This window comes from Microcoleus sp. CAWBG58, assembly GCF_020883045.1.
Lineage (GTDB): Bacteria > Cyanobacteriota > Cyanobacteriia > Cyanobacteriales > Microcoleaceae > Microcoleus.
Window position 1 is genome coordinate 17,698 of record NZ_JAHRFA010000022.1, and the last position, 20,132, is coordinate 37,829.

16 protein-coding genes are annotated in these 20,132 nt (G+C 47.1%); 9 read left to right on the forward strand and 7 right to left on the reverse strand.

Going from position 1 to position 20,132, the window contains the following annotated elements; translation table 11 throughout:
* Positions 1–84 precede the first annotated feature (84 nt).
* Complete coding sequence (locus QZ918_RS12145; protein ID WP_293335184.1) at positions 85–366, forward strand: hypothetical protein; 282 nt, start codon at positions 85–87, stop codon at positions 364–366.
* Between the two features lie 82 nt (positions 367–448).
* Positions 449–1,621, forward strand: a complete 1,173-nt coding sequence (locus QZ918_RS12150; RefSeq protein ID WP_293335187.1) for a TRC40/GET3/ArsA family transport-energizing ATPase — start codon at positions 449–451, stop codon at positions 1,619–1,621.
* A gap of 164 nt (positions 1,622–1,785) precedes the next feature.
* On the opposite strand, the gene QZ918_RS12155 is transcribed toward QZ918_RS12150, so the two are convergent.
* From QZ918_RS12155 to QZ918_RS12185, 7 genes are all read right to left on the reverse strand, one after another.
* Positions 1,786–2,241: a GNAT family N-acetyltransferase gene (locus tag QZ918_RS12155; RefSeq protein ID WP_293335190.1), complete on the reverse strand. Its 456-nt coding sequence runs from the start codon at positions 2,239–2,241 to the stop codon at positions 1,786–1,788.
* A gap of 29 nt (positions 2,242–2,270) precedes the next feature.
* Positions 2,271–2,639: a nuclear transport factor 2 family protein gene (locus QZ918_RS12160; protein WP_293335193.1), complete on the reverse strand. Its 369-nt coding sequence runs from the start codon at positions 2,637–2,639 to the stop codon at positions 2,271–2,273.
* A 75-nt stretch (positions 2,640–2,714) separates the two neighbouring features.
* A complete protein-coding gene (locus tag QZ918_RS12165; protein ID WP_293335196.1) occupies positions 2,715–3,485 on the reverse strand; it encodes an alpha/beta hydrolase in 771 nt (256 codons plus the stop codon).
* Between the two features lie 184 nt (positions 3,486–3,669).
* On the reverse strand, positions 3,670–5,988 hold the full coding sequence (locus QZ918_RS12170; RefSeq protein ID WP_293335199.1) for a DNA phosphorothioation-associated putative methyltransferase: 2,319 nt from the start codon (positions 5,986–5,988) through the stop codon (positions 3,670–3,672).
* 253 nt (positions 5,989–6,241) lie between these two features.
* Positions 6,242–9,658, reverse strand: a complete 3,417-nt coding sequence (locus QZ918_RS12175; RefSeq protein WP_293335202.1) for a response regulator — start codon at positions 9,656–9,658, stop codon at positions 6,242–6,244.
* Between the two features lie 122 nt (positions 9,659–9,780).
* Positions 9,781–10,212, reverse strand: coding sequence for a response regulator (locus tag QZ918_RS12180; protein WP_293335205.1), 432 nt, complete (start codon positions 10,210–10,212; stop codon positions 9,781–9,783).
* Between the two features lie 432 nt (positions 10,213–10,644).
* Entirely contained in the window at positions 10,645–10,824 is a 180-nt protein-coding gene (locus QZ918_RS12185; RefSeq protein WP_293335208.1) for a hypothetical protein, read from the reverse strand.
* Positions 10,825–10,841: 17 nt separating this feature from the next.
* Here QZ918_RS12185 and purC point away from each other — a divergent pair, with 17 nt between their 5' ends.
* From purC to QZ918_RS12220, 7 genes are all read left to right on the forward strand, one after another.
* A complete protein-coding gene (gene purC, locus QZ918_RS12190; protein ID WP_293149727.1) occupies positions 10,842–11,570 on the forward strand; it encodes a phosphoribosylaminoimidazolesuccinocarboxamide synthase in 729 nt (242 codons plus the stop codon).
* Positions 11,571–11,997: 427 nt separating this feature from the next.
* Positions 11,998–14,445 (forward strand): BamA/TamA family outer membrane protein, encoded by a 2,448-nt coding sequence (locus QZ918_RS12195; RefSeq protein ID WP_293335211.1) that lies wholly within the window; start codon positions 11,998–12,000, stop codon positions 14,443–14,445.
* Between the two features lie 217 nt (positions 14,446–14,662).
* A complete protein-coding gene (gene lpxC / locus QZ918_RS12200; protein ID WP_293335214.1) occupies positions 14,663–15,520 on the forward strand; it encodes a UDP-3-O-acyl-N-acetylglucosamine deacetylase in 858 nt (285 codons plus the stop codon).
* A 269-nt stretch (positions 15,521–15,789) separates the two neighbouring features.
* Positions 15,790–16,311 carry a 3-hydroxyacyl-ACP dehydratase FabZ gene (gene fabZ, locus QZ918_RS12205; RefSeq protein ID WP_293335344.1) on the forward strand — a complete coding sequence of 174 codons (522 nt, stop codon included), beginning with the start codon at positions 15,790–15,792 and terminating at the stop codon, positions 16,309–16,311.
* Positions 16,312–16,568: 257 nt separating this feature from the next.
* The gene (lpxA, locus tag QZ918_RS12210; RefSeq protein WP_293335217.1) at positions 16,569–17,363 is read left to right on the forward strand and encodes an acyl-ACP--UDP-N-acetylglucosamine O-acyltransferase; all 795 of its coding nucleotides are present in this window, start codon (positions 16,569–16,571) and stop codon (positions 17,361–17,363) included.
* Positions 17,364–17,630: 267 nt separating this feature from the next.
* On the forward strand, positions 17,631–18,803 hold the full coding sequence (gene lpxB / locus QZ918_RS12215) for a lipid-A-disaccharide synthase (protein ID WP_293335220.1): 1,173 nt from the start codon (positions 17,631–17,633) through the stop codon (positions 18,801–18,803).
* Between the two features lie 24 nt (positions 18,804–18,827).
* Positions 18,828–20,096, forward strand: coding sequence for a DNA cytosine methyltransferase (locus tag QZ918_RS12220; protein WP_293335222.1), 1,269 nt, complete (start codon positions 18,828–18,830; stop codon positions 20,094–20,096).
* Positions 20,097–20,132 lie beyond the last annotated feature (36 nt).

The following is a 20,132-nucleotide window of genomic DNA, read 5'->3' on the forward strand; positions in this document are numbered from 1 at the left end:
AGGATGCAGACAGGTTAAATAAACCCGCCCCCACCCCGCGCAAGATTCCTGGATCGAATCTACACAACATATCTGAATATATGTATGCTCAATAATTTTTTTGTTGCATTACTCCCACAAATGGGACAAGGTGCGTCGCCATCAGATTTTCGAGCTTTTATTCGGGATTTTTCGCAGGCGACGCACCCTACTAATACTCTGGTATTTGTTTTGAAAAATACGATCGCAAACAATACCAATACAGCATTTGATGTTAAGCGCGATCGCCCTTCACGAGATTTATCATCGCCCCCTGTGATATTTCCAGCCTTTAAGCGATACCCCCAGCCACCCCAGCCGAAGCCCCACCAGCACCCTACAGACTGATATTTTGTAGCCTCAGTCTCATAAAGTTACATTCCGTTACAATAAAAAAGTAAACAGAACTTGCAGGCGAGCTCAAAAATCAATGCGCTTAATCTTAATGACCGGAAAAGGCGGCGTCGGCAAAACCTCCGTAGCAGCGGCTACAGGGCTGCGATGCGCCGAATTGGGATACAAAACCCTAGTGCTGAGCACTGATCCCGCCCACTCCTTGGCCGACAGCTTCGACATGGAGCTCGGACACGACGCCCGACTCGTAAAACCCAACTTGTGGGGAGCAGAATTGGACGCCCTCAGAGAATTAGAAGGCAACTGGGGAGCAGTAAAACGCTACATTAGCGAAGTTTTGAAAGCCCAGGGACTTGAGGGCGTGCAAGCTGAAGAACTAGCCATTTTGCCGGGAATGGACGAAATCTTCGGTTTGGTGCGGATGAAACGGCATTACGACGAGGGAATATATGATGTTTTAATTATCGATTCTGCCCCCACCGGCACAGCATTACGACTCCTAAGTTTGCCAGAAGTTGGTGGCTGGTACATGAGAAAATTTTACAAGCCATTCCAAGGCATATCAGTTGCCCTCAGACCTTTAGTTGAACCAATTTTTAGACCGCTTGCAGGCTTTTCTTTGCCGAACAAAGAGGTGATGGATGCACCTTATGAATTTTACGAACAAATTGAAGCTTTGGAAAAGATTTTAACTGATAACACTGTGACTTCGGTAAGGTTAATCACTAATCCCGAAAAAATGGTAATTAAAGAGTCTTTGCGCGCCCACGCTTATTTGAGTTTGTACAACGTTGCCACAGATTTAATCGTAGCCAATCGGATTATTCCAGAAGAAGTAACAGATCCATTTTTCAAGCGCTGGAAAGAAAACCAGCAGGAGTACAAGCAGGAAATTCACGAAAATTTCCGGCCGCTACCCGTGAAAGAAGTACCGCTTTATTCTGAAGAACTGTGCGGTTTGCCAGCCTTGGAGCGATTGAAAGAAACGCTTTACAAAGATGAAGATCCCAGCCAGATTTATTACAAAGAAAATACGATTAGGATTGTGCAGGACAACAATCAATATGTTCTAGAACTGTATTTGCCTGGAATTGCTAAGGATCAGATTCAGTTGAGCAAAACTGGTGATGAGTTGAATGTTCGGATTGGGAATCACCGCCGCAATATGGTATTGCCGCAAGCTTTAGCGGCATTGCAACCTTCCGGGGCGAAGATGGAGGATGATTATTTGAAGATTAAGTTTGCTTAATTTAAGAGGACTTACGCAGGCACAATATAAATAGTTTGCCTGCGTAAGTCCTGTATTTTTAGTTTAGTCGTTCTAGAGACTATCTACTCAGTCAAACATCTGAACTCAAGGCTATTTTAGTAATTTCACTCAGCAAAGTAATCAACGGGTGTCATCTAGTTGGTTCACTTCCTTGTTATCCACTTCATTGGTGTCCCCCATATTCCCTTTGTGAAGAAGCGATCGCCATTTTGGACAAACCCTACTTTCTGGTAAAAGCCTACTGCCACATCAGATGCGTTAACCGTGATTTCATCAAGATCGTTGCTGCATCGGGTGAATAGTTCTCTACCGATTCCTTGCCCCGAAAATTCTCTGCGGACGAACAACAACGACAGATGACTCCCTCTCCGAAATGCAATAAAACCAACAACAATCCCATTCCATATAGCGACTAGCGTTTTCTCGCTACTCAAAATTCTGGCTCTTAATTCTTCTAGATCGGAAATTTGTTTCCATTCAGCAACGCTTTCTGGTGTTCCATCTGTGAGTTCCCATAGATCCGCAGAAGCCCACATACAAGCACTAATTTCTTGTTCGTCACCAGGCTGTGGAGGTCGATAGGCAATTACGTTTATCATTGTGGTGCGATCGCGATATCAGTATTTATTCATGGTTGAAATGGTGTGCCTTGATGAAAGCGAAGTACCCAACCGCTTGTTGTTCGCGACCAAATAGAGCTTCTGTGCGTATGTTCAACAACGCCATCATACCTAAATGCACTGTCATAACTAACCTGGGCAATGTTCTCATCGAACAGGCGAATGTGAAATTCAGGCAGTGGACGGACGACATCTATTGATGAAGGCTCTGCTGCAAGTGTATCTTGTCTTTGCCAGACACGCCCAGAACGTCCAAATTCAAAGAAGTCCGGTGCGATGAGTTGATTCATGCGCTGCTTGTCAAGGCGAGTTTCTTGACGCCATAGCTCTTGCTCTAGGCGTTCGAGAATCTCTCGGTCTTCGCTGCTGATTTCCATAACGATCGCCCTAACTCAATCTAAAAATATCACAATTTTGTCCGCTCCAATGGTTTGTTATGCCCCGATCGCTTATCAATTTATGGCGTTTGCGATCGCACTAACAATCTCACTATCCACGTAACTCAGCCAATTCTCCTGTTGAGTTTTAACACTTTGGACAAAGGAGCTCAACAGACAGGCTATGACTCTAACTGAGTCTTGATTGGAGATGTCGGCTGTGTTATCCTCTTCCGGTGCCCCGCTGGGTTGTGGAGAATCATTGATGCTGTAGTGGTTGAAACCCGTTAACTCGATCGAGGTTTTTGCTGGTGCTGGTATCCTCTGAAATGCCGATCGCGAAAGTCCAGAAGGAACTACTGAGTCCTTTTCCCCAGATAGCATTAGGATCGGAGGCAAAGGGGCGATCGCGCCAGTGTTTGATGGTGCGTTCGATCCGTAGGTAACGATCGCCATGAGTTGAATGGATATTTCAGGAGAATTAGCGCCTACAGTACCGAAAGCAGCCATACCACCAGCCGAATGTCCTAACAATATAACTCCTCTATCGAGAGCATTGTTAAGCGAGGGATAACTCGAAGGTTTCAGTGCGGCAAAAACCTTCGCCGCTGAAGTGTTATCCGGACAAAGATAATCTCTACCAACTGGGAAGCAGTTTGGTACAATTACCCAGAATTGATGCTTAGTCAACTCAGTTGCGATCGCAGCATATTCTAACTTGTCGATTTCAACTCCTTGTAAAATTAAGATGACGGAGGATGAGTCATCGTCTTCAAGGAATGGTTGAGGAGCATATATATCGAAAGGAATCGGAGATGCTAAGCTAGACGTTATGGATACAGGCATATACTGGTTAATAAAAGTAGGCTACTATTATTTCAATTTAGGACAAGGTTTGTAGTGAGGACTTTAGTCCTTGCTGGATGGATGAAGAAGGACTGAAGTCCTCACTACGAACCTTTTTCCTCTCTTGGTTTGTAGTGAGGACTTTAGTCCTTTTTGAATGGATGAAGAAGGACTGAAGTCCTCACTACGAACCTTTTTCATCTGCCTCTTCCTTCTCCTCCTCTGTGCTCTCTGCGGCCTCTGCGGTTCCTTCACTCTTTCCTCCATTAACCTCAATTTTTCGCGAGTGACGTTCAGACGCAGCTTGTTGCAGCATTTTCAATTTTTCCGGGTCAGCATCCGATCGCCTAAACAAGCTATGTCCCTTAATCTTAACGCAATTGTCCTCCAAACACTTCACCCATTCCCGATACTTCCTAACTGCACCACCATCGAGAATCCCCAACTTTTCCTCTTGGCGGGTGAGTTTGGCAAACTTTTCGTAATGCGGATAACTAGGCGTCACAAAAGCTTCTTTTCTGACTAAAAGTGGCGGGTTACTTACATCGGAATAGTCTTGATAGCTGACAGAAAGATCGCCCAAATGTATGTGCATAGACTTGTGCAGGGCTGGATGCGGATTAGTATCAAAATCTGGATAAAATAAATAAGAAATCTGAGGTTTTCGAGCATGGAATTTGATAATTGTAGCGCCGTCCAGCCTGCCAATTGTGCGGTTTGCACAGCCTTCGTAGAGGCGCAGTAAAGGGTCGAGTTCTTCTAAAAATGAGGCGTGGACTGAAAGGGAACCGTGTTGTTTGTAGCCGATCGCACTATCCTCGCAACAATCCGCCACAATATCCGGTTTGCTCAGGCTGTATAGCATTAAATCTGCCAAAGTGCAAGCCCTCTGATAACTGTCAAACAAACCCTTGATGTCATTGCGGATTTGAGCGGGAAGCCGGCGCATCGGAGGGCGATCGCCCAAACCGTTAAGAGCGAGATATACTAGCAAATCCTGGCGGCGCTTGTCGGCGATTGTCTCCCAATCATCCGCATCCGTTGCTTGCAAAATCACCCTCCAAGCCCGGTTAAAACTGTGAAATTCCTCCTTAATTGGCGATTCTTCGGCTAATTCGCCCTTCACCGGAAGCCGGCCGCGATCGCTCACAAAAGCCATTAAAGGAGCGAGCATTTCCTCGTAATCCTCAAAACGCTTGACTTGCGATCGCACTCTGGGAGTCGCCAAGCGCGATCGAAATCGAGAAGCCCGAAAACCCTCACCCTCCGCCGCATCCCGAAACACAAAATAGATTCCCAAAGCCACAGGAATTGCATCAACATTTAAAACTTGATCGATATAAATTTTCAATTCTTCTTGTTCGTAATACTTCTGAAAAGTATTCCGAGAAGTGATCACCCCATCCCCGTAAGCAATTTGACCGCGATCCGGATCGTCAATCAAAACCTGAGCCGCCACCACCAATAAATTCTTAGTTAATTCCCAAGCATTCAGCAAAGCTTCTCGGCGTTCCGCCAAAGATTCAATCACATTAATTACATAACCAATATTCACAATATCCGCACTAATTTGCGGAGTATCCGGCTGATAGTACGGATCCCAACCAGCAGCACCATAACCCTCTCGGGCAATACATTTAACATCCCCACCGTAACCGCAACCGTAATCAAAAAAAGTCATCCCATCAACAAACAAATCAGATTCCAAAACCAGGCGCACAGGTTTAGAAATAGAGTTCCGCACCATCGCAGCTTTGTGCCGCTCTATCTTGGGAATTGATAACTCACTATTCTCCTGTTTCAAACGCTCGACAACATCATGATCGTGGATTTCAACACCGCAATATCCCAAATATTTAAGCCAACCATCGCGAGTGCCAATGACGCTTGTATTGTCCAGCAGTCCCCATCCTTCCTCGCAGCGAGTCAGCCGAGCAAACTTCTCGTAATTGGGATAATCTGGTGTCACAAAAGTTTCTTTGCGGTGCAAAACTGGTGGATTTTCGCTGTTGCTATAATCGAAATATTTAACTTCGCCTGTTTCTAGATTAATTTGGATGCTATTTTGCAAAGCAGGGTGAGCGTCCGTATCGAAATCGGGGTAAAAAAGATAAGATATTTTAGGTTGATTGAGGGAAAACTTAACTAAAGTTGCTTCATCAATATTTTCGAGATGGCGTCTGGCGCAATTTTCGTAAATTACCAGAACAGGATTGATTGCTGGTAAAGCCGAAATGTGAACGTAAAAAGCGGTAGGTAATTTTTTTCCTACTTTGCTTTCCCGACAAAAACGAGCTATTTTTGCTATCAGGCTATCAACAGAAAAGTCATTGATTTCGTCAGGCGGACACGGCACGGCATTTACAGAAGTTTCCCCAGAAATAGCATTGTTTTCAAGTAGCAAAAGTTCCCGAGCAAAATCCATCAAAGGCGTTGGCAGCGAGCCATTATTTGCTGGTGGTTCGCTATGTAAAACAGTGTTTGTTTCGGTATCGTCAGTCATGGCTAAACTAATCGATTTTTTTAATTAACCGCAGGCGTAGGGTGCGTCAGGGAGAATATTCTTTGTCTTTTGTTAACAAAATCCGTCCTGACGCACCCTACAATAACTGAGCCTACAATAATATCGTCTCCGATCGATTGCAATAAGTAAGGTTCGTAGTGTGGACTTTAGTCCGCAGTATGTTGCGGACTTTAGTCCACACTACGAACGGCACCCTACAATCACTATGCCGACACATTTAAAAACTTAAATGTTAACCAAACATTCGAGTTTCCACAAACTCTTGAACTCTAGCTAAATGACTCGACAAACTCGCTAATATGCTTTCAACCCTCTCAATAGTTGACAATCCAGAAGCTGGCGGTTGAGATTGAAAGCCTCGCGCCTGATGCTCTAATTGTGCTGCCAAATCCGACATCTGAGCAACTCCCACATTTGCAGAAGTTCCCTTGAGACGGTGAGCTTGATATTCCACAGTTTGCCAATCTTTAGCTTCTGCGGCTATTTTGGCAGCATCCACATCAGCTTGTGCGTTTCCCACAAATGCTTGCAAGAGTCGCTCGGGCAATTTGACATTAACCCGTCCGAGTTGCTGCAATCTGCTTTTATCGAACAGTCCGTCGCAGTCTGCGCGTTCCCAAGCTTGAAGTTCTATAGCCCTTGGTGCCGGCACAGCGACAGGCTTTGCTGCTTCCAAAACTTCTGGATAATTTGTTTCTAATTGAGGATTTTGTGCCAAATTAATACTTTTAACTCCATACTTATTTTTAAACTCAAAATTTTGGGATTCATATTTTTTCAGCGCCACGGCCAAAGCATCTAAATCGACAGGTTTGCTGAGATAATCATCCATCCCCGCAGCCAGACACTTTTCTCGTTCTCCCGGCATAGCGTGAGCCGTTAAAGCAATCACAAAAGTATGCCGATCGCCCTGTTCTCGTTCCCTTAACTTTTTTGTCGTTTCATAACCGTCAAGGATTGGCATTTGACAGTCCATCAACACCAAATCATAGCTTTTTTGTGCCAGCAAGTCCAGCGCTTCTTGACCGTTGGAGGCGCAGTCAGGATGATAGCCTAAAGCTGTCAACTGTTCGACAATAACTTGTTGATTGATCGGGTGGTCTTCCGCCAGCAATATTCTCATAGATGAGGGTGAATTGGGAGTAATATATCGAGAATTAACTCCTGGCAATTTGCAAGTATTAGCAGCCTCCAAGCTGTCAAAGTCTCCCGTTCCCTCAACCGATGCCAGCAAAGCTTCAAGCAAGCGGGAAGGCCGCACCGGCTCGATTAAATAGCTGCTAAAACCATGACAGCAAAGTGCTTCAGCTTTCGGCTGTTCCCGCCAAGCAGTCATGGCGATTAACGAGGTAAATGCGGAAGTCGATCGCACTTTTTGGGCAAATTCCTCAGCATCCAAATCCGGCATTTGCAAGTCCACCAGCACCGCATCGCAGCTTTTTTCGCCTGCCTCTGAATGCTCAGAATTGCTGCTATTGGCATTTTTCAACCAAGTCAAAGCAGCGGCAGCGGTTTCTGCTTCGCAGCAGCGGGCGCCCCAACTTTGAGCGAGCGATCGCACCGCCGCCCTCTTCAAAGCGCTTCCCGAGACTACTAACAGCTTCTTAAGAGCAAGTTCGCCAGTCTGAGGCTCAACTTGCAACTGTTTTTCCAAAGGTACAGCAAACCAAAATGTCGAACCGTTGCCGAGAAAACTGCGAACCCCAATCGCACCTCCCATCATTTCGACTAACTGCTTGCAAATAGCCAAACCCAAACCCGTGCCTCCGTAAGCCCTAGTTGGAGAAGCGTCTACCTGAGAAAAAGATTGGAACAGTTTTGCCTGCCCTTCCGGCGAAATTCCAATGCCAGTATCGCGCACCGAAAATAGCAAACTTTCTCCTTGTCTGCCGTCTGCCAATCGGTTGCCCCGTTTCACACTCACGTGAACTAAGACTTGACCGCGATCGGTAAATTTGATCGCATTTCCCGTCAAATTCAGCAATATTTGCTTCAACCTGCCCGAGTCGCCCACCAACTTTTTTGGCACCGCACTGTCAATTAAAAAATCCAATTCAAGACTTTTTTCCTCCGCCCAAGGTGCCACCATTTCTATCACCGATTCCAGGCAGATATCCAAATCAAAATCTGCCTTTTCCAGCCGCATTTCTCCGGCTTCTATCTTAGAAAAATCGAGGATATCATTAATCACGCTCAGCAAATGTTCGGCACTGCGGTAAATAGTCTGAGCCGACTCCCGCTGTTTTGGTTCCAGAGGAGCGCGCAGCAGCAATTGAGCCATGCCCAAAACGCCATTCATTGGAGTACGAATTTCGTGACTCATGTTCGCCAAAAACTGCGACTTTACCCGGCTCGCTTCTAGGGCAGTTTCCCGCGCTTCCACCAACTCATTAATCTTGTCGGCTACCATTACCATTCCCCCCACTTTGCCGTCGGGATTGTACCAAGGGTGAGCTGCCCAGCGCAGGTACATCACAGAGCCGTCTGCTCGTTCCCAAGCATCTTCGCTCACAGAAACTACCTCACCCTTTAACACATCTTGATACATCATTTTCCAGCGATTAGGCGTATCTGGAAACAATTCGTAATGACTGAGATTTGTCAGGGACTGCCACTCAAAATTAAATTGAGTCAGCCATTGGTGAGAGTTAGCTAAATAGCGCATTTGGGTATCGAACATCGCCATTGCTACCGGCACGCAGGTAATAATTTGTTTTAGTTGCTGCCGTTCTCTTTCTAGCGCGTCTTCGGCTTGTTTGCGATCGGTAATATCGCTAATCATGCCGGCCATCCGCAGCGCTTTTCCTTGGGAATTTCGCTGGGCTTTGCCCTGGGAAGTGCAGTAGCGGTAAGCTCCTGAGGAGTGCAGCAGCCGGAATTCTACATTGTAGTCGATCGCCCGATCTAAGTGAGCGGCGATCGCCCGGACGATGCCGTCCTTGTCCTCCGGGTGCAGGCGGCTGTAGAGAGCATCCATCGTACTGCCAAATTGATCTCGCACCAAACCGATAATTTCCAAAAGGCGATCGTTCCAATAAACCTCATTTTTACTTAAATCCCAATCCCAAATTCCATCGTTCACTCCCTCTAAAACTAACCTGTACCTTTCCTCGCTTTCCTTAAGTTGTTGACTGGCATGAAACGCCTGAGATTCGGCGCGGTAAACGCGAAGGGCATTCTGCAAACTGCGCGACAAACTCTCAGCAGACATTTTGCCTTTAGCGATATAATCAGAAGCTCCCGCCTTCATCAATTCCACAGCAATTTGTTCGTCGCCTTGCCCGGTAAGTACAATTAAGGGAACTTTCAGCCCAGCTTCCCGTACATTTTTTACTAAAGTCAGTCCGTCTCCGTCTGGCAAGCGGTAGTCTAGGAATACGCAGTCAAATTTGCAGTCAAATATCTGATTTAATAGCAGCGAATTGTCGGTTTCCTCAACCTCGCTTAGCTTTTGAGATGTATCTGGATGCGAGAGTTGTGCCGCTGCTCTACTAGAACTTTTCCTCACCGATAGTTTTGCCAGAGCATCGGCGCAGTCTTCGGCTTCAGTAATTTCTACCGAAACCTGAGCAGACTTGAGCGAGCGTTTGACCGCCATGCGATCGACTTCATCGTCATCAACTATCAGAATTTTGATAAGTTTGTCCATAACAACCGAATTGTAAATTAATCTGAAAAAAACTGCGGCATTCCAAAAGTATCTAAAACAAATGTACCGCTCCCAAAATCACAACAGCCACCTTGAAATTTTTCTGTTCTATTTTCTATGGTTTAGGGAATTTCGCTCAGCATCCAGTATCTGTTGAGGGTAGCCATAACTTCGACAAAATTAGAAAAAGTTACTGGTTTAAGAATATAACCCGCGACATTTAAATTATAAGCTTCTACCTTATCTCTATCTTCATTTGAAGTGGTGAGGACGATCACCGGAATCGACTTCAACTTTTCATCCAGCCGCAATTCTCGCAAAAACTCGATGCCGTTCATTTTCGGCATATTCAAGTCGAGCAAAATCAATCGGCGTGCTTGAGGCATTGCAGGCTCTGTTTTGCTTTCTTGGCGCAATATATGCAGAGCTTCTAATCCGTTTGCAGCCAAGTAGAGAGGGTTAACAATGTTATTTTTTTTGAACGCTCGCCGGACGTTCATCACATCCACCTCATCATCTTCTACCAAGAGGATATGAATTTTTTTGTCTTCCATAAATCAGCCATTTTACAGATGTTTTTTAAGCGCCAGTCTGTATGGTGAGTTTCATTCAGCACAGATCGCGAACCCAGCAGGTCTAATCTCTATTGTGCTTTGTCAAGAATCATTTATGCCTCAGCCGATCGCAGTATATATCTGGAGGCATACTCAGTTGACAGTTGACAGTTGACAGTTGACAGTTGACAGTTTAAAGCGACCTCTACCATTAAGCCCGAGGATTGAAGTAATAAATAGTCTGATTTTAATTTCTCCCGAGAAGGCGGGCCGGCTTTCAACTAATTATTTCTGGTAGTGGGTAGGAGGCATCTAACGGTGCAGTCGATCGGCAAAAACTCGCAAATAATACCAGTTTAAAAAAAAGAATGAAACTGTAAGTAAGCTCGAAACCTATACACGATCGGGCATTCCTTATCTAAAATCTCACATCTAAAATGGTATAATTTGCGATCGAGCTACGTTCAACAGTTGACAGTTGACAGTTGACAGTTGACAGTTGACCTCTGCCGAAAAGTCAGAGAATTGGAGTAATGAATAGTCTGATTTTAATTTCTCCGCCCAAGGGTTCCGGCTTTCAACCAATTCTTTCTGGTAAAATCTCAAACTCATCTATATTATTAATCGCCATGTCAGCCGATCGCAAACTCTACGAAGGCAAAGCCAAAATCCTATACTCCACCGAAGACAGCGAAATTTTGCTGACTCATTTCAAAGACGACGCCACAGCGTTTAACGCCCAAAAACGGGGCAGCATCGCCGGCAAAGGCGAAATTAACTGTGCCATATCTGCCCACCTGTTTCGGATGCTGGAAGCCAAAGGCATTCCCACCCACTTCATCGACACGCCTGCCCCCAACCAAATGCGAGTCTGCCGCGTCGGCATCTTGCCCTTAGAAGTCGTCGTCAGAAACATTGCCGCCGGTAGTCTTTGCAAACAAACCGGAATTGCGATCGGTACAATTATCAATCCCCCGCTGGTGGAATTTTATTACAAAAACGACGATCTGGGAGACCCGCTGCTAACCCGCGGCAGATTGCAGTTAATGCAGCTAGCCACCCCCGAACAAGTAAAGCAACTGTCCATCGCCGCCCGTGAAATTAACGAAATACTCAAAGAATTTTTTACCCAGTGTGGCATCACCCTGGTAGACTTCAAACTGGAATTTGGGATCGACCAACATCAAAATCTGATCCTGGCTGACGAAATCAGTCCCGACACTTGTCGCCTCTGGGACAACGCAGAAACTGACCCCGACGCCCGCGTGATGGACAAAGACAGATTCCGCCGCGACTTGGGCTCGGTAGAAAGCGCTTACCAACAAGTTCTCCAGCGGGTTCTAGCTCAGAAAGTCTAGAGGCTGGAAATGCGCTAGAATTGCACAGTTTGTACTTGTACTCTTGTACGTTCGGTGTCAGCAATCAGCGGTGAACAGTCATGAATTAGCGGTCAGTAGATTTTCCATTTTTCGATTAGAGATTTACTTCACAGATTAATCTGGGAGGTTGAACCCTTAGTCTAAAATTTGGGGAACACCACGAAAGCCTTGCGGGAGTATATAAACAGTTGACAGTTGCACAGTTGACAGCATTAATCAGTTGACAGTTGACAGTTGACAGTTGACAGCGTTAATCAGTTGACAGTTGTTTCTAATGACTAATAGCGTTCGCGAGCGGGGACAGCACTAATGACTAAGGACTAATGACCAACGACTAATGACTAACGACTAATGACTAATGACTATATAAAGTCGTGTGTGTGATTGCCAAAAAGAGTGAACAAAAATGCGCTTATCTGCTGTATTGGTGGCAGTTTTTACTGTCTCAGCAACCTTCGGATTGTCAAATTCGGCAAGTGGTCAAACATCCTACTCTGAATCAACAGAGGAAGCTTTGGCTGCCGTTCCTTCCGCCCCGTCGATCGAATTACCCGATCGCCCCGTTCCAGAATTAACCAAAAATTCTCCTCAAAACCGCACAGCAGCTAACAACAGCCCAGCGGCTGCCCCTCGCAGAGGAGAAGACGATCGCGAACCTCCAAACCGAGTCACAGAACCAGTAACTCCGGTTTCGCCCGCACAGGTGCAACTCCAACCTGAGATTGCATCCAATCCGGTCGGCTCTAGCAGCCAAAATGCCCTGCCAGAGGCACAAGCGGCTAGCCCGCTCCCCCCCTCGGAGACGGGTGTTTCGCCCGCCTGGGTTTCCGTAGAGCCTCGGAAACAGGACGAATCAGGGGCGATCGTCCAAAACGCCCAAGTTTCTCCCAAACCAGGCCAGGATGAATCAGGGGCGATCGCCCAAAACGCCCAAATTCCGCGCAGACCGGCCCCGGCTAGACCGGCCCCGACCAGACCGGCCCCGACCAGACCGCCGGCTAACACCCTTCCGACATTGCCCTCGGGCCCAGGAACACCGCAGCCCAGACCAGCCCCCGCACCAGCCGGGGCAGCAGAACCGCAAGTGCTAGTTGCCGAAGTTACCGTTACCGGGGCAACCGGAGACCTGGCAAGCGAGATTTACCGAGTCATCAGCACCCAACCGGGACGCACGACTAACCGCACCCAACTGCAACAAGACATCAACGCTATTTTTGCCACAGGCTTTTTCAAAAACGTGCGCGCAGTCCCGGAAGACACCCCCTTGGGCGTTCGGGTGAGTTTTATCGTGCAGCCAAATCCTGTGCTACAGGGAGTGAAAATCACCGGTCAGCAAGTTCTGCCCCAAAGCGTAATTGACGATAGCTTCCGCGATCAGTACGGCAAAATTCTCAACCTCCGCCGCTTTGAGGAGGGAGTGAAAAAAATTAATGCCTGGTATCAAGAAAACGGCTATGTTTTGGGCCAAATCACTGATGCGCCACAAGTAGCAGACGACGGCACTGTCACCTTGGTAGTGGCAGAAGGTCAAATCGAATCCGTTGATGTTCGCTTCCTGAACAAGGAGGGAGAGGCAACGGATGCGACCGGTCAGACGATCGGAGGTAACACCCGCCGCTATGTCATCACCCGCGAAGTACAACTCAAGCCCGGAGACATCTTTAACCGCACCAAGGCGGAAAGGGATTTGAGGCGAGTGTTTGGTTTGGGGATTTTTGAAGACGTGCGGCTGGCTTTGGAACCGGGAACGACTGACCCCCGCAAGGCAAGGGTAATTGTCAACGTCATTGAGAAAAATACTGGTTCTCTGGCTGCGGGTGCGGGTTTGAGCTCCGCGACGGGTTTGTTCGGTACGGTGAGTTACCAGCAGCAAAACTTGAACGGTAGGAACCAAAAATTGGGGGCTGAAGTACAAATCGGGGAACGCCAAACCCTGTTTGACTTGAGTTTTACCGATCCCTGGATTGCGGGCGATCCTTACCGGACTTCTTTCACGGCTAATATTTTTAGAAGGCGATCGATCAGCGTGATTTTTGACGGCGGTGAAAGGGAAGTTAGATTGCCAAATGACGATCGACCCCGCATCGTCCGCACCGGTGGCGGCATCAACTTTACTCGTCCCTTGTCGCGGAATCCTTTTGCAGATTCTGAGTGGACAGCTTCACTCGGTTTGCAATACCAGCGAGTCTCAATTACCGATCGCAAAGGCCGTCGCGAATCAGAGGATCAACTCGGCAACCAATTAAGTTTTAGCGATTCCGGCAGCGACGACTTGACAACAATCCAAGCAGGTGCTGTGCGCGATCGGCGCAACGACCCCCTCCGCCCCACCAGCGGCTCCCTGCTCAGATTTGGGATGGAACAATCTATTCCTGTAGGTTCCGGCAGCATCTTGCTCAACCGAGTGCGCGCCAGCTACAGCTTTTACCTACCAGTCAAGTACACTAACTTTTCCCCCGGCCCCCAAACCCTGGCATTTAGCTTGAAAGCCGGCACCATATTCGGAGATTTGCCTCCCTACGAAGCCTTTGCCTTGGGTGGTGCCAACTCTGTACGCGGATACAACGAAGGCGACATCGGAGCCGGCCGCAGCTTCCTAGAAGGCAGCGTGGAGTACCGTTTCCCGATTATTTCGTTTATCGGCGGAGCGCTATTTTTGGATGCAGGCACCGATTTGGGTACGGGCAATGATGTCCCCGGCGATCCGGCTGGTGTTCGCAGAAAGCCCGGTAGCGGTTACGGTTACGGCCTCGGCGTGCGGATTCAATCTCCTTTAGGCCCGATCCGGATCGATTACGGTATCAACGACAGCGGCGACAATCAAATTCACTTTGGGATTGGTGAAAGATTCTAATTACAGTTGACAGTTGACAGTTGACAGTTGACAGTTGTCAGTTGTCAGTTGTCAGGAAAGCAGTTGGCAGTTCCACTGGTCAACCAGATGGGTCAGCTCTGCCTTCGTTTTTCCTTCACCACCTACGCGAGGCAGAGCCTCTAGATATGGGTTCCCAGGCAGAGTCCGGGAACCAGTTACCACAAACAACTGACAACTGACTAATGACAACTGACTAATGACTATTCACACTCTAAAATCTGAATTTGAACTGTCGGGAATTGGTTTGCACAGCGGCGAACAAACTCGCGTCCGAGTCTTGCCCGCTGCGGTGGGAGAAGGCCGCTATTTTGTCAGAATTGACTTGCCCGGTGCTCCGATAATTCCGGCAACAATTGAGGCGGTTTGTCAGACTGCACTTTCTACTGAACTGGCTGGTGCGGCAGGTGCTCAAATTCGCACTGTAGAGCATCTATTAGGCGCTTTGGCGGGGATGGGAGCGGATAATGCTCGAATTGAGGTTGATGGGCCGGAAGTACCGCTGCTGGACGGTTCGGCTCGGGTTTGGGTGGAGACGATCGCCCGTAGCGGCCTAATTGCTCAAGAATCCCAGGAAGATCCAAATCCCTCATTCGTCCTGACTGAGCCGATTTGGGTGCGTCACGGCGATGCTTTTGCCGCCGCCTTACCGTCGGCTCAAACTCGGTTTAGTTACGGAATTGATTTTGAGGAACAGGCGATCGGCAATCAATGGTACAGTTGGTCGCCAGAGGTAGAAAGTTTTGCTAGCGCGATCGCCCCAGCCCGCACTTTTGGACTGGCCCGCCAAGTTGAACAATTGCGACAAGCAGGTTTGATCAAAGGTGGTACCCTAGAGAACGCCCTAGTTTGCGATCGATCCGGCTGGCTCAACCCGCCCTTGAGATTTGCTAACGAACCAGTGCGCCATAAAATCTTAGACTTAGTAGGCGACCTCAGTCTGCTGGGAACTTTGCCAAAAGCTCATTACTTGGCCTACAAAGCCAGTCACAACCTGCACGTCCAACTTGCCAAAGCCCTGAACTCCCAAGTTTCAGCCGTGCTACAGACAAGTTAGAAAAGGTTCCAGGCAATATACAGTTATAGTTTGCAGTTACAATTCACAACCCAAAACGCGATCGCTTGCGTTTATGTAGCAACGGCCAAAGCATTTAGAACATTCTCAATTGCTGAAACCATTGCAGTGAATCTGTTCTATCGCGACGATAACTAAAGCCTTCCTTCTTACTTCTTCCGACTTCGATGGGACTTCCATCCGTTACATCCGTTACAAAATCCGTTGCCGAACTTCCTTCTTTCATACCACACTCAAAAGTCCTTCAAGCAATGTCCATGCTGACTGAAGTTAACACCATCCCTACTGCTAAATCCGAATCCGTTTCCACAGAAAACGATGATAATTCTCCAGCGGTAAAATCTACTTTTACTCTCGAAGAAATCCAGAAAATATTACCTCACCGCTATCCTTTTGCACTCGTAGACAGGATAGTTGATTACGTGCCGGGAGTGCGGGCTGTAGGAATTAAAAATGTGACTTTCAACGAACCACATTTTCAAGGGCATTTTCCCGGAAGACCAATTATGCCCGGTGTCTTAATTGTTGAAGCGATGGCTCAAGTTGGCGGTATCGTTCTCGGTCAGTTACCGGAAATCGAGCAGGGATTGTGGATGTTTACCGGCATTGATAAAGTCAAATTCCGCCGTCAGGTTGTACCGGGCGATCGGTTGCTGATGACTGTAGAATTGCTCTGGGTAAAACGCCGCCGCTTCGGAAAAATGCAGGCGATCGCAGAAGTGGACGGACAAAAAGTTTGTGAAGGAGAATTGACGTTTTCGATGGTAGATTAAATTTGTTATTGGTTATTGGTTATTGGTTATTGGTGATTAGTTGTTTGGGAAAATTCATTTCTGATGACAACTGATAACTGACAATTGACGGAACTACTGATACTAAATTCTGGTTTGTTACTCCTTGATGATTGGGCGATTGAAATCGCTACTATACAAGCGAAGTCCGCCTCCGCAGACTAAGAAATAAACGGGGTATTTAAGCTTGGTTTGGTATAAAAACTGAAAACTGAAAACTGAAAACTGAAAACTGAAAAATGCTTACTTTGATTCACCCAACTGCTGTGATTCATCCCCGCGCCGAAGTGCACCCGACTGTAGAAGTGGGCGCCTATGCTGTAATTGGGGAAAGAGTGAAAATCGGGCCGGAGACTAAGATTGGTGCCCATGCAATTATCGACGGGCTAACAGAAATAGGTGCTCGCAATCAAATTTTCCCTGGTGCGGCGATTGGTTTGGAACCTCAAGATCTAAAATATGAGGGTTCTCTGACTAGGGTGACAATTGGCGATAACAATGTGATTCGGGAATACGTGACAATCAACCGCGCTACTGGAGCGGGCGAAAGCACTAAACTCGGCAATAATAATATGTTGATGGCTTACGTTCATGTAGGTCATAATTGCGATATTGCCGATCGAGTAATCATTGCCAACGCTGTAGCCCTGGCCGGACACGTCACAATTGAGTCCCAAGCCCGACTCAGCGGGGTTTTGGGCGTTCACCAGTTTGTCCGCATCGGCCGCTTGTCCATGATTGGTGGCTTGAGCAGGATCGATCGAGATGTACCTCCCTATATGCTAGTTGAGGGGAATCCATCGCGAGTGCGAGCTATCAACAAAATAGGCCTCGAACGCGCAGGTTTAACCCCAGAAGATTTGCTAGTTTTAAAGAAAACTTTTCGGATTTTATACCATTCTGGCTACACTCTCGATCGAGCTTTGGAACAGTTGGATTTGTTGCCGGAAAATCACCACTTGCAGCACCTGCGGAGATTTGTGCAACAGTCTGTAACCAAAGGGCGGCGCGGTTTGATTCCTGGTAAAAAGTGAATGAGGTAGAATAAATATATTGTTTGTAGTAAGGACTTTAGTCCTTATTAGCTAAAAGTCGCGTCAGAGAGGACTGAAGTCCGAAGGATCGAACCTATGAGTAGTTAGCTGTTTGTTTGTAGTAAGGACTTTAGTCCTTATTAGCTAAAAAACGCGTCAGAGAGGACTAAAGTCCTCACTACAAACCGATGAGAGAGAGGACTGAAGTCCTCACTACAAACCGATGTGAGAGAGGACTGAAGTCCTCACTACAAACCTATGGATTTTATGAAAATTTTTATTAGCACTGGGGAGGTTTCTGGCGATTTGCAAGGAGCTTTGTTAGTTGCAGCTTTAAAACGTCACGCTGTCGCCGCTGGTTTGGAGTTAGAAATAACCGCATTGGGTGGCCCTCGTATGGCTCAGGCTGGCGCTACTATTTTAGGCGATACTCTGGGTATTGGTTCTATGGGTATTATAGAATCTGTGCCTTATATTTTGCCAACGATCGCAGTTCAGCAAAAAGCTAAACAATATCTCAAAAAATTCCGTCCCGATGTTGTTGTATTGATTGATTATTTGACTCCCAATCTCGGTATTGGTAGCTACATTCGCCGCTGTTTGCCCGATTTACCTGTGGTTTGGTACATCGCACCTCAAGAATGGGTTTGCTCGATTTCTCCTCGCAATACGGATCTGATTGTCAATATTGCCGATCGCATTTTGGCAATTTTCCCCGAGGAAGCTACTTATTATCGCGCTAAAGGCTCTCAAGTCAGTTGGGTTGGTCATCCTTTGGTGGATAGAATGCAATCTGCGCCCAGTCGGGAAGTTGCCCGCAAAACTTTGGGAATTGAGCCGGAACAGGTGTCAGTCGCTCTAATTCCGGCTTCTAGAAAGCAAGAACTCAAGTACCTGATGCCGGTGATATTTGAGGCTGCTCGCATTATTCAAGCTAAATTGCCGCAGGTTCATTTCTGGATTCCGGTTTCTCAAGCGGCTTTCCGCAGCAAAATCGAAAAAGCGATCGAGAATTACGGTTTGCGGGCTACTTTGTTGGAAAATCACAATCTGGAAATCTTGGCTGCTGCCGACTTTGCGATCGCCAAATCTGGTACTGTTAATTTGGAATTAGCTTTGCTGGGCGTTCCGCAAGTTGTCGCCTACCGCGTCAGTCGCATTACGGCGATGATTGCCCGCCACCTGCTGAAATTGTCGATTCCTTTTATCTCTCCGCCCAATTTGGTGCAAATGAAGCAGATCGTTCCGGAGTTGCTGCAAGACGAGGCTACTGCCGAAAATATAGTTTTCCACGCCCTGGAATTGCTCCAAAATGCCGATCGACGCCAGCAAACTTTGACCGATTATCGCCAAATGCGCGAAACTCTGGGAGATGTCGGTGTGTGCGATCGCGCTGCTGCCGAAATAATCAAAAATGTTAAAATAAATACAGCTTCTTAAAACAAATTTTAGTATTGAAATATTATGTCAAGCTATCGGAAAAAGCGACCGATCGCTGTTGATTTATTTGCAGGCGCAGGCGGCATGACGCTGGGCTTTGAACAAGCAGGTTTTGATGTACTTGCTTCAGTCGAAATTGACCCCATCCACTGCGCTACCCACGAGTTCAATTTCCCGATGTGTTCTGTATTGTGCAAAGATGTCTCAGAGCTGACTGGAGCAGAAATTCGGCAAAAATCTGCGATCGGCAAGCGCGAAATCGACGTAGTAATCAGCGGTTCGCCCTGTCAAGGATTCTCGCTGATGGGGAAGCGCGATGTCGGCGATCCGCGAAATTCTCTAATTTTCCACTTTCAGCGCTTAGTTTTGGAGCTCAAACCCAAGTTTTTTGTAATGGAAAATGTGCCGGGAATTGTCGCAGGCGAACACAAAGAACTCCTGAATCTTTTAATTAGCTCTTTTCTGGAAGCAGGCTATCAAGTAGAAGAAAACTATCAAGTTCTTAACGCCGCTCACTACGGAGTACCGCAAGCTCGCAAACGATTGTTTCTGATTGGTTGCAAAAAAGACTACGATCTGCCAAACTATCCTCAGCCAACTACTTTTTTGCCTAAAAAGAAACTTCCTCAACGCTATAAAAAAGTTAATTTACCTGCGGTTCCGACAGTTTTGGATGCGATTGGAGATTTGCCGGAAGTAGAAAAGTATAGCGAGTTGCTACACCGAGATTGGGTAATGGTGGAGTACGGAAAGTGCAGCAGCGATTACGCGAGTTTTTTGCGCGGATTCGATGATTTTGAGAATGATTATGCTTACGATCGCCAGTACGATCGACAAATCCTCTCATGCAGTCGGCGCACCAAACATTCTCCCGAATGTATCGAAAGATTTGCAGCCGCAGCCTACGGCGAAAAAGAGCCGATCAGCCGTTTTTACAAGCTTCACCCCGACGGAGTTTGCAACACTCTCAGGGCTGGAACCGACAGGGCGAGGGGCGCTTATACTTCGCCAAGGCCAATTCACCCGATCGCGCCTCGGTGCATTACAGTCAGAGAAGCAGCGCGATTGCATTCCTATCCTGACTGGTTTAGATTTCACGTCACAAAATGGCACGGTTTTCGCCAAGTCGGAAATTCTGTACCGCCACTATTGGCGAAAGCTGTAGCATCGCAGATTATTAGCGCTTTGGGTGTAAAACCAATTAAGCCGAGTTTCAAGCTTTCAAGTGGAGAAGATTCGTTACTTAAACTAAATTGGTCGGAAGCAGAAAAATATTATCTACAAGGTTCGTAGTGAGGACTTTAGTCCTCAGAAAAATATAAGGACTAA

Coding starts and splice junctions, on each gene's coding strand:
- QZ918_RS12185 (WP_293335208.1), bottom strand. CDS start 10,824: ATGAGTTTGAGATTTTACCAGAAAGAATTGGTTGAAAGCCGGAACCCT.
- QZ918_RS12145 (WP_293335184.1), top strand. CDS start 85: ATGCTCAATAATTTTTTTGTTGCATTACTCCCACAAATGGGACAAGGT.
- purC (WP_293149727.1), top strand. CDS start 10,842: ATGTCAGCCGATCGCAAACTCTACGAAGGCAAAGCCAAAATCCTATAC.
- QZ918_RS12175 (WP_293335202.1), bottom strand. CDS start 9,658: ATGGACAAACTTATCAAAATTCTGATAGTTGATGACGATGAAGTCGAT.
- QZ918_RS12180 (WP_293335205.1), bottom strand. CDS start 10,212: ATGGAAGACAAAAAAATTCATATCCTCTTGGTAGAAGATGATGAGGTG.
- QZ918_RS12195 (WP_293335211.1), top strand. CDS start 11,998: ATGCGCTTATCTGCTGTATTGGTGGCAGTTTTTACTGTCTCAGCAACC.
- QZ918_RS12165 (WP_293335196.1), bottom strand. CDS start 3,485: ATGCCTGTATCCATAACGTCTAGCTTAGCATCTCCGATTCCTTTCGAT.
- lpxB (WP_293335220.1), top strand. CDS start 17,631: ATGAAAATTTTTATTAGCACTGGGGAGGTTTCTGGCGATTTGCAAGGA.
- QZ918_RS12155 (WP_293335190.1), bottom strand. CDS start 2,241: ATGATAAACGTAATTGCCTATCGACCTCCACAGCCTGGTGACGAACAA.
- lpxC (WP_293335214.1), top strand. CDS start 14,663: ATGACTATTCACACTCTAAAATCTGAATTTGAACTGTCGGGAATTGGT.
- lpxA (WP_293335217.1), top strand. CDS start 16,569: ATGCTTACTTTGATTCACCCAACTGCTGTGATTCATCCCCGCGCCGAA.
- QZ918_RS12150 (WP_293335187.1), top strand. CDS start 449: ATGCGCTTAATCTTAATGACCGGAAAAGGCGGCGTCGGCAAAACCTCC.
- QZ918_RS12220 (WP_293335222.1), top strand. CDS start 18,828: ATGTCAAGCTATCGGAAAAAGCGACCGATCGCTGTTGATTTATTTGCA.
- QZ918_RS12160 (WP_293335193.1), bottom strand. CDS start 2,639: ATGGAAATCAGCAGCGAAGACCGAGAGATTCTCGAACGCCTAGAGCAA.
- QZ918_RS12170 (WP_293335199.1), bottom strand. CDS start 5,988: ATGACTGACGATACCGAAACAAACACTGTTTTACATAGCGAACCACCA.
- fabZ (WP_293335344.1), top strand. CDS start 15,790: ATGTCCATGCTGACTGAAGTTAACACCATCCCTACTGCTAAATCCGAA.